This window comes from Flavobacterium potami, from assembly GCF_020026915.1.
GTDB classification, from domain to species: Bacteria; Bacteroidota; Bacteroidia; order Flavobacteriales; family Flavobacteriaceae; genus Flavobacterium; species Flavobacterium potami.
This window is the reverse complement of the sequence record NZ_JAINUY010000004.1, coordinates 47,354-63,987: the sequence shown is the minus strand read 5'-3', so window position 1 is coordinate 63,987 and position 16,634 is coordinate 47,354. Positions and strand designations below refer to the sequence as shown.

The window sequence follows — 16,634 nt, the reverse complement described above, 5'->3', positions numbered from 1 at the left end:
TGTAGAATGGGCTTTTTTTATTGGCAATATCCCTAAATCTAGGTATTGTAGAATTTAACTATCCTTTATAATTTTAGTTTAATTCTTACATTTTTTAACTTTAATTATATTGTTTTGATTAAAAAGTTACCTTATTTGTTGATATTGATTTTATTTTCTTTACAAGCAATAGTTTTTGCACAGCAAGGCAAAGTCGATAATTCGTTTAATGTTGTAGATAACGGAGAAAACGGAGACGGTTTTAATAGTACAGTACGAACACTACTAATTCAAAGAAATGGAAACCTCATAGTCGGCGGAGATTATTTAAGTCTAAACGGAATTCCGGTTTCGTATCTTACCCGTTTAAATCCCGATGGCTCAATAGACGAAAGTTTCGATACGGGAACTGGATTTAATGGAAAAATTTATTCTTCAATCTTGCAGGACGACGGTAAAATTATAGTTGGAGGAAGTTTTACAATGTACAACGGAATCAGCGCCGGAAGAATCATACGCTTAAATGCAGATGGAACTTACGATCCAAGTTTTGATACAAAAATTGGGGCCACAACAGGAATTGTTTATGATATCGCTTTACAATCGGATGGAAAACTAATTATTGTAGGCAGTTTTACAAAATATAACTCAGTTACCGTAAATCGAATTGCCCGTTTATTTTCCAACGGTTCACTAGATAATTCGTTTCTCACTAATTCAGGATCAGCCACAAATGTAACTCATGTAAAAATTTTGCATGATCAAAGAATAATTCTTACCGGAAATTTTACAGGATTTAATGGGACGCCGGCGAATCGAATAATTCGTTTAAATAACAACGGAAGTGTCGATACAAGTTTTGCAACCGGAAATGGTTTTAATGATGATGTTAATGCAATTGCTATGCAATCAGATGGAAAGATTGTTTTAGGAGGCGATTTTACAGCTTACAATTCTATAGATGCAAATCGGATTATTCGCTTAAATGAAAATGGAACCATAGATCCAAGTTTTATATCCGGGACGGGTTTTGGCAAAGGAGGAGTTGAAGTAATTAAAATCAACCAAAATGATGAAATAATGATTGGAGGTTCTTTTACTGGTTATTATGATACTACACCAGTTACCAGATTGGTTTTTCTCAACCCTGACGGAAAAGCGAAACCGGATTTTGATATTGGTTCAGGACCCGCCTCAGCTTCCATTTTAGCGCTCGAATTTGATGATGAAGGTTCATGGTTCGCCGGAGGTTCCTTTTCTGTTTTTAACGGACAAAATCAAGGGAGATTGGTTAAGATTAGTAATGAGGGAGAACATGATATTGAATATTTGTCTTCAGGAATCGGATTTGATAGTTCTGTTTTGAATATTTTACCACTTCCAAATAAAAAAATTATTGTTGGCGGAAATTTTAAAAAGTTTAATGGCGTTGCGGTTTCAAAAATTGTTTGTCTTTTAGAAAACGGTTCCATAGATACTTCTTTTAATGAAGGAATGTCTGGGGCAAACAACCTGGTCAAAACGACTGTTCTACAGACCGATCAGAAAATAATTGTGGGAGGTAATTTTACAAAATATAATGATGTTTTAAATAATAGAATTGTCCGGATTTTGCAAAATGGATCCATTGACGACTCTTTTGTTAGTGGAGAAGGGTTTAATGGTCAGGTATATACAATAGCAGTTCAATCTGATTTTAAAATAATTGCTGCTGGTGCATTTACAAAATACAACGGATCTACAGTTAATACAAACAGAATAGTGAGATTACTTCCTGATGGTACAAAAGATTCGGATTTTAATATTGGTTCAGGTGCAGATAATATCATCGAAAGTGTAGTGTTGCAACTAGATGGAAAGATTTTGGTTGGTGGTCATTTTAAAACTTTTAACGGATTGCCTTTTGCAGGTTTGGTTCGTTTAAATTCGGATGGAACTATCGATTCTAATTTTAATATCAAAGCCGGTTTTGATAAAAATGTGTATACGATCGCTTTACAAACGAATCAAAAGATTATAGTTGGAGGATCATTTTTAACTTTCGATGGAAGTTCGCAAAAGAGAATACTTCGTTTAAACAATGATGGAAGTCTAGACAATACTTTTGATTCAGGAATTGCTTTCAACAAAGGAGATGTTAGAACTATTTTGATACAGCCAGATGACAGAATCTTGGTCGGAGGAACGTTTTCTGGAACTTATAAAGATGTAACAGCTTTAAGATTAATTCGATTATTGCCATCGGGCTCTTATGATAATTCGTTTTCAGCACCTTTAAATAATACTCTTTTTTCAATGAATTTTACCGAAGATTATCGCTTGTTAATTGGAGGTAATTTTAATTCAGTTTCAGGAATTTCAAAGCACAGAATTGCTCGTTTGAAACTTTGTGTAAATACCACCATCTGGAACGGAATTTCATGGTCAAACGGTTTTCCATCTGTGGGTAAAGATGTTTTTTTTAATGAAAATTATCCAAATCTTACCACAACCTCAATATGCGGATGCCATATAGAAAAGGATAAAATAGTTACGTTACTAGAAAACAATACACTTTCCATTGAGTTTGCCTATACCGGTTTCGGTACCTTGGTGCTTGAAAATGCCGCGAGTCTTTATCAGAACGATGATGAGATAATCAATACGGGAATTATCAATCTAAAAAGAAAGACAAATCCTCTGCTTAGATATGATTTGACATATTGGTCTTCTCCCGTCGACAATCAAAAAATGATTGATTTTTCTCCTGAGACTTTGCTGGATAAATTTTATTGGTACAACCCTGTTTCCGGTTGGGTCTCAGATTTAAGGGGCTCGATGATAATGAAGCCTGGCCACGGGTATAGTATTAGAGCTCCACAAAATTTTTCAATAACCGAAAGAACTGTATTTGAAGGGATTTTTAAAGGAATTCCGAATAATGGAAAATTTTATGTTGATGTTGAGTTTGCTAATCGTTGCTATTTGGTCGGTAATCCGTATCCTTCCGCCATGAGCGCAGATGCTTTCTTAAAGCAGAACTTGACCAAAATAAAAGGAGCAATATATTTTTGGACACACAACACTCCACTGACAAGTAATCAATATACAAATGATGATTTTGCAACTTACAATCTTTTGGGTGGAGTTGGAACAAGTAAGGCTTCTAGTTTTGGAGTTAATAATGTCATTCCAGATGGAACAATTGCTTCGGGTCAGGGATTCTTTTTGAAATCAAATGAAATTGGTTCTTTAGAATTTAACAACGCAATGAGAATTTCAAGCAACAATAGTTCCTTTTTTAAACCTGCGAAAGACCTGAAAACCATAAACGAAATAGAAAAATATCGTTTTTGGCTCAATTTAAAAACTCAGGAAGGAAACTTTAAACAAATTCTGGTTGGTTACATTGATGGTGCTTCCAATGATTTGGATTTTAATTATGATGCAGAATCTTTATCCTCAAATCCGATGTTTGATTTTTATAGCTTTTTGGAAAATAAAAAACTCGTAATTCAAGGAAAAGCATTGCCATTTGTAGAAAGTGATTCGATTGTTTTAGGGTATAAAACAGCCAACAAAGGTATTTTTAAATTAGAAAAAGAGCAGCAAGATCAATTTTTTGATCAAAAGCACATTTTTTTGGTCGATAAGACTTTAAATAGAATCCATAATCTTAGCGAAAAAGCATATGAGTTTGAGTCTGAAGCAGGAACTTTTAACAATCGATTTCTAATTATTTTTGATGATAAACAGCTCCATACAAATGATATTGAGAAAAAACCGGACGAGATTTTTGTGTCGGTTAATAATCAAATAATTGTCATAGAATCATCAAATGAAAATTTAAAAGAAGTGATTGTATATGATGTTTCTGGTAAGAAATTGTACAGAAAAGATAAGATCGAAGAAAGAAAATTAACAGTTCAAAAATTATTTGTACGTCAAGTTTTATTTGTCAAAGTGCTTTTAGAAAACGGAAGCATAATTTCAAAGAAAATACTCTTTTAAGATAGATTTGTACCAATTAAAAAAGCCTTTTACATTTTTCATAAGTAAAAGGCTTTTTTTATTTTACAATTTTGATAATCAGTATTTTAAATGTGTTTAAAATCAAAATTAACAGTTTTTTCCTATTTTTTATAAATTCCTCAATTTAGGTGTTAAAATTTAAAGTTTAATACTACAATTACAATTTCAATGTAAATAAAATCGTACCTTGTTGTAGTATTTAGTCGACAAAATGCATTTTAAATCGACTAAAGTGCTTTTTTGTTAAGCCTTTTTTATATTTTTTTTATCACGCCTAAATCATTTTTATCTGCCTAAAAGTTGATTGGAAAATTGCAATATTCAAAATTCTGGAAATAGTTCTCAATGATAAATTGGCATAACATTTATCATTCAGACTATTTGGTATTTAAATTTTCCTGATTTTTCAATTGATCTTGTATTGAGTTTGAATTTATGTTTCAATTATTAAAATACCACAAGATGAAAAAAAAATTACTTATACAGTTTAATCTTCAAAAGTTTTTGTCTTTCGAAAGAATTATTGAAAAGCAAAAAAAAATTGACATACTTTTCAAATTAAGGTTGCTTCTGATTTTGTTTGTATCCTTCTTCTGCAATCCTTTAACAGCACAAAATATAGTTCGTCAGTTTCCATCCAATGGTAGCTTAACTGTTCCTGCTGGACTAACAAGCATAACCGTCGAAGGATGGGGAGCTGGTGGTTCAGGTGGTGGTGCCAGTGCTGCATTTTTATCTGGTCGAAGCGGTGGTGGTGGTGGTGGTGGTGCCTACGCAAAAGGAACAATTACTGTTCAGCCATCTCAGGTTTTAACTATCAACGTAGGAGGAACAACAGCAATAGGCACTGGTGATGGTGCGAATGGAGGTGCATCTTTTATAACCGGATTTAATTCTTCTTTTTATGCCCCCGGAGGTGTCGGAGGTATTGGTGGAAATGGTAATCCACCCAATGGTGGATCAGGAGGAGGAGTTCTTGCTCCTCTTGCTGTAGGAAATCAAACAACGGCAAATGGTGTCAGCGGAACAGCAGGAGGTACTTTTGCAGTAAGTTTAGGCCTTGCATCTGGTGGTGGTGGTGCCGCAGGTAATACAGCTGGAGGTGGAGGTGCTGGTGGAGCTGTAATTAACACATTAATATTGGCAAGTTTCACTGGAAATCCAGGAGCTACTTATGGCGGTGGCGGTGGCGGTGCTGTCAGTTCGGGAAATGGAATGAATGGAGGTGCCGGTGCTGCTGGTCATATGACCCTTTCATATACTTGTAAAACCTATAGTTTTACCACTATGAAAGCTGCCAATGTTTGTTTGGCAAATGGAACTACCTCTTTGGTTGAATTGACAGGTACACCTACGACTTTACCAAACGGTAGTTATGTTGTAACTTATACTAAAAGTCTTCCTTCAGGACCTGCCTCGACAGCAACAATGGTTATCAACGATGGAAGCGGAAAAGGTACTTTTACAGCAACTGGATTAACTGCTGCAGGTAGCAGTACAATTACAGTAACGAATATAGCTTCTCAGGACTGTACAAGTGCAATTTCAGGTCCAGGAAATACTTTTACAATTGGTGTTAGTGCTTTACCTCCTACAATAACATTAGGGTCTGTAGCTGCAGTTTGTAGAAGTGCGAGTGCACAGTCTACGGCATTAAATTATACGGCAACAAATGCTCCAACAACCTATAGTATTACATGGGCTACATCACCGACGAATACTTTTGCTGCGGTGAATAATGCACCTTTGCCAGCTAGTCCGATTTCTATTGCTGTTCCAGCGGGGACTGCGGCAGGAACTTATGTTGGGACAATTATCGTGAAAAATGCGGGAGAATGTGTATCTACTTCAGCTAATTTTAATGTAGTTGTAAATGAATTGCCAACAATTGCGGTTAGCAATGCTTCGGTCTGTTTTAATTCGGCAGTACAAAATGCAACTTTGACTTATAGTTCGCCAACTAATGCACCCAATGCCTATAGTATAACTTGGTCTGCAGGAAACCCAACGAATACTTTTGCGCCAGTTTCAAATGCAACTTTAACGGGCGGTTCGATTACGATACCAGTTCCAGCAGGTACATTGGCGGGAACTTACACGGGAACGCTTGTAGTGAAAAATGCGAATAACTGTTCTTCTACCGGTAATACTTTTACTATTACAGTCAATCCGCTTCCAACAATTACAACTACTGGAAATTTAACTGTTTGTCAAAACACAGCAACTGCTTCTTTAGCATACACTGCTACCACAAATTCACCTATAAGTTATTCGATTGCCTGGACCACATTGGCTGCTCAGAATACTACACCATTTACTTTTTCTTCTGGTGGTGGCAATATTAATACAATCATTGTGCCCGCCAATACTCCAGCAGGAACTTATCCTGGTGTAATGACAATTAGAAATGCAAATGGTTGTTTATCCACGCAAGCAGTTTCTTTGGTTGTTAGGGCGACTCCAACAATTACGACTTCTGGTACAGTAACAGCAGTTTGTTCGAGTACACTAGTGCAGACCACTTCTTTAGCATATAGTGCCACAACAAATACACCAACAAGTTATTCGATTGATTGGGCCACATTGACAGATCAGAATACAACTCCATTTGCTTTTGCTTCTGGAACAGGAAATATTAATACGATTAGTGTACCGGCAAATACTCCGGCTGGAACTTATCCTGGAGTGATGACCATTACATCCGCAAATGGATGTTTTAGTACACAGGCAGTTTCGTTAAGTGTAATTGCTTCGCCAGTTGCACCAACAACATCTGCTACTCAGCAGCCAAGTTGTGCAGATAATTCAGGGATTATCACTGTTACTTCACCTGCGGCAGGAACCGGTTTTTCATATAGTATTGATGGTTCCAATTTTAGTAATACTACAGGAATATTTACAGGTTTGACAGCTGGTGGATATAATGTTTCAGTGAGAAATAATAGTACACTTTGTCAATCTCCATCGGTATTGGTTACTGTAAATCCATTAATTGTTAAAACTTGGAATGGTAGCGTTAGTGCTAATTGGGCTACTCCGGCAAACTGGACTCCGTCGGGAGTTCCTCTAGCGTCTGATTGTGTTGATATTCCTGCGATGACAACCAGTCCGGTTATTTCTGGAACCAATGGGTCCTTTTTTGCGAATAGATTAACGGTTGAGAATAATGGATCAATAATTGTGCAAGGTACTAATACCCTTACGGTTACTAATGAGGTAAAAGTATTAGGAAACGGGGTTTTCATTTTCGAAAATAATTCCAGTTTAGTTCAGGTTTCAGAAGCTGTAAATACAGGAAATATTACTTATAGAAGAAATTCTACACCTATACGTCGTTTAGATTTAACCTATTGGTCATCTCCTGTTACCAGAGTTCCTGCGTTTACATTGCACGACCTTTCTCCAAATACATTATTAGACAAATACTATAGATATGATCCAAACTTGGCGTGGGTAAGTATTCTAAATGGAACAGAAGAAATGGTTAAAGGAAATGGTTATAGTATTCGAGCGCCTCAACCTTACGATCCTACTTCAACTCAAATCTATGGTGGAGAATTTATTGGGGTGCCTAACAACGGAACGATTTTAGGGCCGACAGCTGTAGCAGGAAAATCCAATTTATTAGGTAATCCATATCCATCAGCTATTTATGCCGATCGATTTATTTTTGATAATCAAGCCAATTATTATGGGACCTTGTATTTTTGGACACATAATACGCTTCCTACCGAAAGAGTGCCAGGAGAAGGTGTTTATTATTATACAAATAATGATTTTGCAATCTATAACCTTTCTGGAACTACAGTCATTGGTTCTATGACAGGTAATGGGGCAACATCACCCGGAAATCAGAATCCTCCATTGGGTTATATTGCAGCCGGCCAAGGATTTATTGCAAAATCGAAAACAGGACAAAAAGCGGTTTTTACCAACACTATGAGAGTTGCAGGTTATAATAGTCAGTTTTTTAAATCTTCGATTGGAGAGCTCGAGAGACATAGAGTATGGCTTAATATGACAAATACACAGGGAGCATATAAACAAATATTAGTGGGATATATAGAAGGCGCAACTAATTTCTGGGACGATAATTATGACGGTATTACATTGGATGCAAACCCATTGTTGGATTTTTATAGCATAAATGAAGACAAAAAATTAATCATTCAAGGACGTGCACTACCTTTTGTCGAATCTGATACCATTCCGTTAGGTTATAGATCTGCTACTGCAGGAGATTTTACTATTGCCATTGATCGTTCAGATGGAAATTTGAGTAATCACGCAATTTATTTACAGGATAAGGTTACCAAAACGATACACAATCTTAGAACGGGAGCCTATACATTTACAACTCAAAGCGGTGTTTTTCGCGAGCGTTTTGTATTGCGTTATACCGACAACACTTTAGGCACCGATAGTTTCGCCAGCCTTGATGAAAATGTTTTAGTTTCTGTAAAAGATAAAAAGATTAAACTGGAGTCAATTTCTGAAAGCAATAATCTAAAAGAAACTTCTGTTTATGATATTGGCGGCAAGTTGTTGTATCATAAAAAGGATATTAATAATAAAGAATTTCTAATTACAAATTTGCAACCTGCCTATCAGATCTTACTAATAAAAATAACATTAGACAACGGATATACGATAACCAAAAAGGTAGCCTTTTAAGTCGTAAAATAAAAAAGCGGTTGAGGACTAACTCAACCGCTTTTTTGTTTTTTTAGAATGTTCGCTGGAGATTTTGATTTGTATTCCGTATGGCTTTTTCATTCTTATAATCAATCCATTTTTGACCTTGAATTTTTCGCATCATAATATCGAAATGACGCATTATGAAAACATTATAGGCAGCTTTAGATAAGTTGACAATGTTTTTTGGAAAAGACCTTAAACTCATAGAAAATCCAGGCGTTAGATATTTCATATAATGCCAATATCCTTCAGGCATATAAAGCATTTCTCCATGTTTAAGATTCGTAATATAACCTTCTGCGTTTTTAAGCGCTGGAAATTTTTCATAATCCGGATTGTCAAAATCGATATCTTCCCTCGATATTAAAGCATGAGGTACTTTGTACATGTATTTTGACTGATTGGGAGCAAAAAGCATACATTGTTTTTCTCCATGAAAATGAAAATGAAGAATATTAGAATAATCAATATCATAATGCATAAATACTCTCGAGCTTTCGCCGCCAAAAAATAACATTGGCAATTGTTTTACTAATTTTAGGCCAATATCCGGCCAGAGAAAATCATCTTTTAAGGACGGAATCTCTTTCATCAAATTATAAAGAAATATGCGATAATTGGTAGGTTTCTCTTCCAGAAGATCGATGTACTCACTCATTTTCATTTTGGTGTGTGCCTCATTAAATCCATCTTCATGATTTACAGGACGATTGTCGTATAAAGGCACAACAGTTTCGCCTGCGATTTCTTTCATATAAGATAATTTCCATTTGTTGTAAGCAGGCCAGTCTTCGGTTAATTCTTCAACAACAACAGGAATTTGTTTTTTTACATATTGGGAAATAAAATCAGATTTTGAGATTTTTTTTACCCTTTCTATTTGTTTTAATTTCATTTTATTAAATAAAAAAATTGCTTATAACATTGAGCTACAAGCAATTTAAAATTGTTTATCGAGATAGATTAACTCTTTTGACTAAATTTTTGATTGAATCGAAGCCTTAATGTTTCGTAATGATTAATTTGTTTAAAAAAAATTATAGAAAAGATTAATCGGCCGCATATTTGTTATTCCAGTAAAGCATCATCATTAAAGTGACAATCACTGAAGAAGCCAGTCCTTCAAACAATAAACAAATACAATAAGTTGGTACTGAAGGATTTCCTCCGAACATAAATGCTTCAGATAGTGACTTTACATATGCGTCTCCGCCTCGGGCATAACTATACACCAATAAACCAAATACACTCATCGATACACCAACTACAGAAGTAGTCATAGCAGAAACGGCATTTGTTACAAAGTTGGTTTCTCCTTCATGAAGATTCATTTGCATTGTTCTGTTAACTCCGTAGAATATAAAGAAAACATTGAGTGTTCTTAAATAAAACAAATCTGCTAAACCTAATACATTCATCAATAAAAAATAAATGCCAATTCCGAGAAAAATCAGAAAACCGTTGGTAATTTCTTTAGGTAATTTCATAGTGGTTATTTTTAAAGAAGTTAATAGTAAATAATTGAAGAACAGTGTTCTATCAAATTTACTAAAAAAATAACTACGATGATTTAAAAACAGTGAAAAACTGTGTAACAGATTGTTAAAGAAGATTTACAAAATCCAAAGCAACAGTTCTGTCTTGATTCAGCTGCTCTTTTAGTGCATCAACAGAACTGAATTTTTGCTCTTCGCGAATATAATGCAACAACGAAACTTCAATATTTTGATCATAAATGTCTTTTTCAAAATCAAAAAGATGCACTTCGATGGTTTGTTTTTCGCCATTTACAGTCGGATTAAAACCAATATTCATCATTCCAAAAACAGTTTCTTCGTTTACAGTTGCCTTAACAACGTAAACCCCAACTTTTGGAATTAGTTTGTAATCTTCCTCGATATGAATATTTGCCGTAGGAAAACCAATTGTTCTACCTAATTGTTTGCCCTTTACAATAGTTCCGTTTAAGAAATAGTCGTATCCCAAATATTTGTTTGCCAAAGCCATATTACCTTCATTTAAAGCTTTTCTGATTTTGGTTGAACTTACCGAAACATCCTGGATTTCTTGCGCTGAAATTTGTTCAACTTCAAAACCATATTCTTTTCCGAAAGCGATTAGGTCATCAATATTGGCAGTTCTATTACGTCCAAAACGGTGATCATGGCCAATTATGATTTTTTGAATTTGAAATTTATCGACTAAAATAGTGTGAACAAATTCTTCTGCAGTCAATCTTGAAAAACTTTCATTAAACGGATGAACAACTAGATTTTCAATTCCTGTTGCTTCCAATAATTTTGTTTTTTCATTGATGGTATTCAATAATTTGATTTCCGATTTTTCCTGAAGAACCATTCTCGGATGCGGAAAAAAGGTAAGAACCAAACTTTCATACTTTCCTTCTTCTGTATTTTGGGTAATTCTTTCCAGAATTTTTTTGTGACCAATATGTACACCGTCAAAAGTACCAAGAGTTAAAATAGTTTTCTTGGTTGACTGAAAATCGTTTATAGAATGAAAGAGCTTCAAAACAAATTATTTAAGATGGTGCAAATTTATACTATTCTGTCTTAAATTTAGTACTGGCTAAATCGAATTTTAACTATTCTGCTGATTTCTTTTTGAGAAAACAGACCAACTCGTCGATTAAAAAGCGTTAATTGTCTTATATCTTGTATATTTTAAAATTAATTAAAGTAATTTTGATATTATATCCCGATCGAAATATGAAAAAACAATTACTTTATTTATTTTTTATTTTTTGTTGTGCCGGCGTTAACGCTCAGAGTACTGTTTTGTGGCAAAAAGTAAATTCTTCTTCGCTTACGCGAAAGGTAAGTGCTTCAGATTCAAACAAATTATATTATAAATTAAATGCAGAACTTTTTAGTTCAAAATTGGTTTCTGCAACAAATAAAACTTCAAAAAGTAATACTGCCGAAATAACAATTCCAAATTATGATGGAAGTTTAGAGCGTTTTTCGGTTTGGGAATCTTCTAATTTTGATCCGGAATTGCAGGCAAAATATCCTGAAATTAGAGCGTATCAAGGAATAGGAATAGACGATAAAAGTGCTAAAATACATTTTAGTGTTGCACCGATAGGAATACAGACAATGGTTTTCCGCGTAGAAAAACCAACAGAATTTATTGAGCAAAATCCTGATGATAAATCGGAATATGTATTGTTTAAATCTGCAGACAATGCCGATTCAAAAATGCGTCTAGATTGTAAAACTATCAATTCAATCTCAGAAAGCCAATCTTCGACTATGGGTAAAACGGCTTCAAATGCTAAACAATTCAAAACGTTTCGTTTGGCTTTGTCCTGTACGGGAGAATACACGGCTTTTTTTGGCGGTACAAAAGAGGGCGCTTTAGCTGGAATGAATGCGACAATGACAAGAGTAAATGGGGTTTTTGATAAAGATCTTTCTGTAAAATTGGTTTTGATTGCCAATAACGATGCCGTAATTTATACCAATGCCACTACAGACCCGTATTCTAACGCTTCGGCTGGAACTGCAGATCCGGGTGGTACATGGGGTCAGGAAGTTCAAACTACTTTGACAAATGTAATTGGAGAAGCAAATTACGATATCGGGCATTTGTTTGGAGCATCTGGCGGAGGCGGAAATTCGGGGTGTATCGGATGTGTTTGTGTGAGTCCAACAACCAGTATTCCAATGGGAAAAGGAAGTGCTTATACTTCTCCATCTAACCAAAGACCATTAGGAGATACTTTTGATATTGATTTTGTTGCTCATGAAATGGGGCATCAACTAGGCGGAACGCATACTTTTTCTTATAAAGCAGAAGGATTAGGAACGCATTATGAGCCGGGAAGTGGTTCGACCATTATGGGATATGCCGGAGTTACCGGAACTTACGATATTCAGAATAATTCTGATGATTATTTCTCTTACGGAAGTATCAATCAGATACAGAATAATTTGGCAGGAAAAACTTGTGCGGTGACAACAGTTATTGCTAATAATCCACCCGTTATTAATGCAGGGGCAGATTATACTATTCCAATTAGTACGCCATTTGTTTTAACCGGAACAGGTACAGATCCTGAAGGTAATTCTATAACCTATACCTGGGAGCAATTTGATAGCGCCATAACAACAACGGGTGCAAATAGTATTGCGTATGCAACCAAACCAGACGGACCAATGTTTCGATCGTTTCCTCCAACTGCATCTCCAGTTCGTTATATGCCAGCTTTAAGTTCTGTATTAAATAATCAGTTAACAACAACTTGGGAATCTGTTTCTTCTATTGCCAAAACAATGAATTTTACCTTAACGGGAAGAGATATCACAGCAGAATATACGGCTCAAACCAGTACAGATGCAATGGTTGTGACAGTAAGTGCTGCAGCTGGGCCATTTGCTGTAACTTCTCAAAACACAGACAATATCGGATGGGAAAAAGGTTCCACACAAACCGTTACTTGGAGTGTAAATAATACCAATACACTTCCAGGATCGGCAAACGTTAATATTAGATTGTCTTTAGATGGAGGTTTGACATTTCCTACCGTTCTGGCTTCAAATACCTTGAATGACGGATCAGAAACAGTTTTAATTCCGACGGGAATTACACCATCTACAAATTGCAGACTTTTGATCGAGCCTGTTAACAATATTTATTATGCTGTCAATAAAACCCCATTTGCAATTGGTTACAATGTTACTACAAGCTGTTCTACTTATAATTTCGAAGGTGGATATTCGACAGGAAATAGTTCAACTTTTATAAATAAAACAATTACAGTTCCGTCTTCAACAGGAACAATTTCAGATGTAAATGTTACCGTAAATGTGACTCATGCACGATTCTCAGATCTGGAAATGCAGATCGTGAGCCCAAGTGGGACAGTGGTAAGTTTGTTTAACAAAAGTTGTGGCAGCACAAATTCAACACTTGCGCTACAGTTTGATGATAGCGGAAATGCTTTAAATTGTAGTACAACAACGAGTCAGATTGTAATTCCTGCCAGCGCTTTAAGTGCTTTTAATGGTCAAAATCCTGAGGGAACTTGGACTTTTAGAGTTCGCGATAATGTTGTCGGAATGTTAGGAACCATAAATTCAGCTTCTGTAAACATTTGTAATACAACGTATACGCTGGATACAGAAGATTTTCAGAATGTAGATTTTGCTTTATTTCCAAATCCGAATAAAGGGAATTTTACGATACAGTTTGCAAGAGATTCTGTGAAAGATATTAAAGTCTATGTACACGATATTTTAGGAAAATATGTGTACAACAAAACATTCCAAGGTTCCGGCTATTTTATTCAAGATATTCAATTGCCAAATGTTCCTGCGGGTGTTTATTTCGTAACCATTACAGACGGCGAAAAAAGAACGGTAAGAAAAATTATAGTCAATTAATTTTCTAATGCGCCATTGCAATACAAACTGTACTTATTTTGGCGCCCGGAATTTTTAATAAAGCCCTAGAGCAAGCCTCAATTGTAGCGCCGGTTGTGAGAACGTCATCTACAAGTAAAAAATGCTTATTATGGTCGATTTCGGTAAATTCAACATCAAAAATATTTTCGATGTTTTCCGATCTTCCTAAGAGATTTTTTTTGGATTGTGTTTTAGAATAAACCTTTCGGAATAAAAGATTTTCATTAAAAGAAATATTAAAACCTTCTGCAATTGCTTTTCCAAATGTGGTTATTTGGTTATAACCTCGTTCCTTAAATTTTCTTTTGTGAAGCGGAACCGGAATTACGGCATCAAAAGGAGTATCTAAAACAATTTCTTTTAAATCTTCGACATACCAATTTCCCAAAGCGGTTCCAATTTCTTGATGGCCTTTGTATTTTAGGTTATGAATTAATTCCTGAACAATTCCTTTTTTGTTGAAATATAAAAATGCTGCTGCAAATTGAATATCGACTTTGCCGTAGAACTTTTTTTTAGCTTCATTTTTTGGATCTAAATGATATTGAGTAAGAGGCATTTCATGACGACAACTCGTACAGAAAACATTTTCATTTTGAAGTAAAATAGAGCGGCATCCGTCACAGACTTTAGGGAAAAACAGATTTATTAGGTAATTAATCATTAAAAGAAAGATTTTATTTACAAATAAAGCAAAATCATTGCTTCAAACTTTATTATTTTTCTTTTTTTTAATGGTACTTTTTATATTTTTGCATCACTATGGCAAAACAAGAAGATATATTTAAGAATGTGGTTTCGCACGCAAAAGAGTACGGATTTATTTTTCCGTCAAGCGAAGTTTACGACGGATTAAGTGCAGTCTACGATTATGCACAAAATGGAGTCGAATTAAAAAAGAATATCCGTGAATATTGGTGGAAATCAATGGTTCAGATGAATGAAAATATTGTCGGCCTTGATGCTGCAATATTGATGCATCCAACAACTTGGAAAGCTTCAGGCCACGTTGATGCGTTCAATGATCCATTAATTGATAATAAAGATTCTAAAAAAAGATATAGAGCTGACGTTTTGGTTGAAGATCATGCTGAAAAAATTCACCAAAAAGCTCAAAAAGAAATTGACAAAGCAAAAGCTCGTTTTGGTGATGCATTCAACGAACAAGAGTTTGTAACTACAAATGCTCGTGTAATTGAATATTTGGCTAAAGAAAAAGAAATTAGAGAGCGTTTAGGACGTTCTTTAGGAAACGGAGATTTAGCTGATGTTAAAGCTTTAATCGAAGAACTAGAAATTTCAGATCCTGAAACGGGTTCTAAAAACTGGACAGAGGTAAAACAATTTAACTTGATGTTCGGAACTAAATTAGGTGCATCTGCAGAAAATGCAATGGATTTATATTTACGTCCAGAAACGGCTCAAGGTATTTTTGTGAACTTCTTAAACGTTCAGAAATCTGGTCGTATGAAAGTTCCTTTTGGAATTGCTCAAACTGGTAAAGCATTTAGAAATGAGATTGTAGCAAGACAATTTATTTTCCGTATGCGTGAGTTTGAACAAATGGAAATGCAATTTTTCGTTCGTCCTGGAGAAGAAATGAAATCATATGAATACTGGAAAGAAACTCGTTTGAAATGGCATTTATCTTTAGGATTAGGAAAAGAAAACTATCGTTTCCATGATCACGAGAAATTGGCTCACTACGCAAACGCAGCAGCTGATATTGAATTTAATTTCCCATTTGGATTTAAAGAATTGGAAGGAATTCACTCTCGTACCGATTTCGATTTAAAAGCACACGAAGAATATTCTGGAAGAAAATTACAATATTTCGATCCTGAATTAAACGAAAACTATGTTCCTTACGTAGTAGAAACTTCAGTTGGTTTAGATCGTATGTTCTTGGCTGTTTTTGCAACGTCATTAAAAGAAGAAACATTAGAAGACGGTTCTACAAGAACAGTTTTAAAATTGCCAGCAGTTTTAGCGCCAACTAAAGCGGCGGTATTGCCATTGGTGAAAAAAGATGGTTTACCAGAAATTTCAAGAAAAATCATCGAAGATTTGAAATGGGATTTCAATGTTTCTTATGATGAAAAAGATGCAGTAGGTCGTCGTTATAGAAGACAAGATGCATTAGGAACTCCATTCTGTATTACGGTTGATCATCAAACGCTTGAAGACGAAACGGTAACAATTCGTCATAGAGATACTATGAAACAAGATCGTGTAAAAATTTCAGAATTAAGAGATATAATCGAAAATGAAGTTTCGATGAAAAACTGGTTAATGAAAATGTAATCTTTACAAATTATAGTATTGATCCCAAATTCCGTAAAGGAGTTTGGGATTTTTGATTTTAAAAAACACGTATTTTATCGATGTTTTTTGCTTTTCATCATTTTGTATCAACATTTTGTTGTAATGTGTTAACAATGAATGGCTTAAAATGTTTAAATCCGTATTTTTAAATTCGGGTAAAAAGCCAAAACCAATTTTTTCGCCAGTACATTA

Annotated in this window: 8 protein-coding genes; 4 read left to right on the top strand and 4 right to left on the bottom strand. The window is 34.9% G+C overall.

What is annotated here, in order from left to right:
- Window positions 1-114 precede the first annotated feature (114 nt).
- Window positions 115-3,969 carry a T9SS sorting signal type C domain-containing protein gene (locus K6T82_RS12555; protein ID WP_223706224.1) on the top strand — a complete coding sequence of 1,285 codons (3,855 nt, stop codon included), beginning with the start codon at window positions 115-117 and terminating at the stop codon, window positions 3,967-3,969.
- A 483-nt stretch (window positions 3,970-4,452) separates the two neighbouring features.
- Window positions 4,453-8,664, top strand: coding sequence for a T9SS sorting signal type C domain-containing protein (locus K6T82_RS12550; protein WP_223706223.1), 4,212 nt, complete (start codon window positions 4,453-4,455; stop codon window positions 8,662-8,664).
- A 52-nt stretch (window positions 8,665-8,716) separates the two neighbouring features.
- Here the strand turns inward: K6T82_RS12550 and K6T82_RS12545 are convergent, their stop codons facing one another.
- The 3 genes from K6T82_RS12545 to K6T82_RS12535 all read right to left on the bottom strand — a co-directional run bounded on the left by K6T82_RS12545 (window position 8,717) and on the right by K6T82_RS12535 (window position 11,220).
- Window positions 8,717-9,583 (bottom strand): cupin-like domain-containing protein, encoded by an 867-nt coding sequence (locus K6T82_RS12545; RefSeq protein WP_223706222.1) that lies wholly within the window; start codon window positions 9,581-9,583, stop codon window positions 8,717-8,719.
- 154 nt (window positions 9,584-9,737) lie between these two features.
- The gene (locus K6T82_RS12540; protein ID WP_223706221.1) at window positions 9,738-10,175 is read right to left on the bottom strand and encodes a hypothetical protein; all 438 of its coding nucleotides are present in this window, start codon (window positions 10,173-10,175) and stop codon (window positions 9,738-9,740) included.
- A 115-nt stretch (window positions 10,176-10,290) separates the two neighbouring features.
- A complete protein-coding gene (locus K6T82_RS12535; RefSeq protein ID WP_223706220.1) occupies window positions 10,291-11,220 on the bottom strand; it encodes a bifunctional riboflavin kinase/FAD synthetase in 930 nt (309 codons plus the stop codon).
- A gap of 197 nt (window positions 11,221-11,417) precedes the next feature.
- On the opposite strand from K6T82_RS12535, the gene K6T82_RS12530 reads away from it, so the two are divergent.
- The gene (locus K6T82_RS12530) at window positions 11,418-14,096 is read left to right on the top strand and encodes a zinc-dependent metalloprotease (RefSeq protein ID WP_223706219.1); all 2,679 of its coding nucleotides are present in this window, start codon (window positions 11,418-11,420) and stop codon (window positions 14,094-14,096) included.
- A 4-nt stretch (window positions 14,097-14,100) separates the two neighbouring features.
- On the opposite strand, the gene K6T82_RS12525 is transcribed toward K6T82_RS12530, so the two are convergent.
- Complete coding sequence (locus K6T82_RS12525; RefSeq protein WP_223706218.1) at window positions 14,101-14,781, bottom strand: ComF family protein; 681 nt, start codon at window positions 14,779-14,781, stop codon at window positions 14,101-14,103.
- A gap of 98 nt (window positions 14,782-14,879) precedes the next feature.
- Here K6T82_RS12525 and K6T82_RS12520 point away from each other — a divergent pair, with 98 nt between their 5' ends.
- The gene (locus tag K6T82_RS12520; protein ID WP_223706217.1) at window positions 14,880-16,421 is read left to right on the top strand and encodes a glycine--tRNA ligase; all 1,542 of its coding nucleotides are present in this window, start codon (window positions 14,880-14,882) and stop codon (window positions 16,419-16,421) included.
- Window positions 16,422-16,634: the final 213 nt, after the last annotated feature.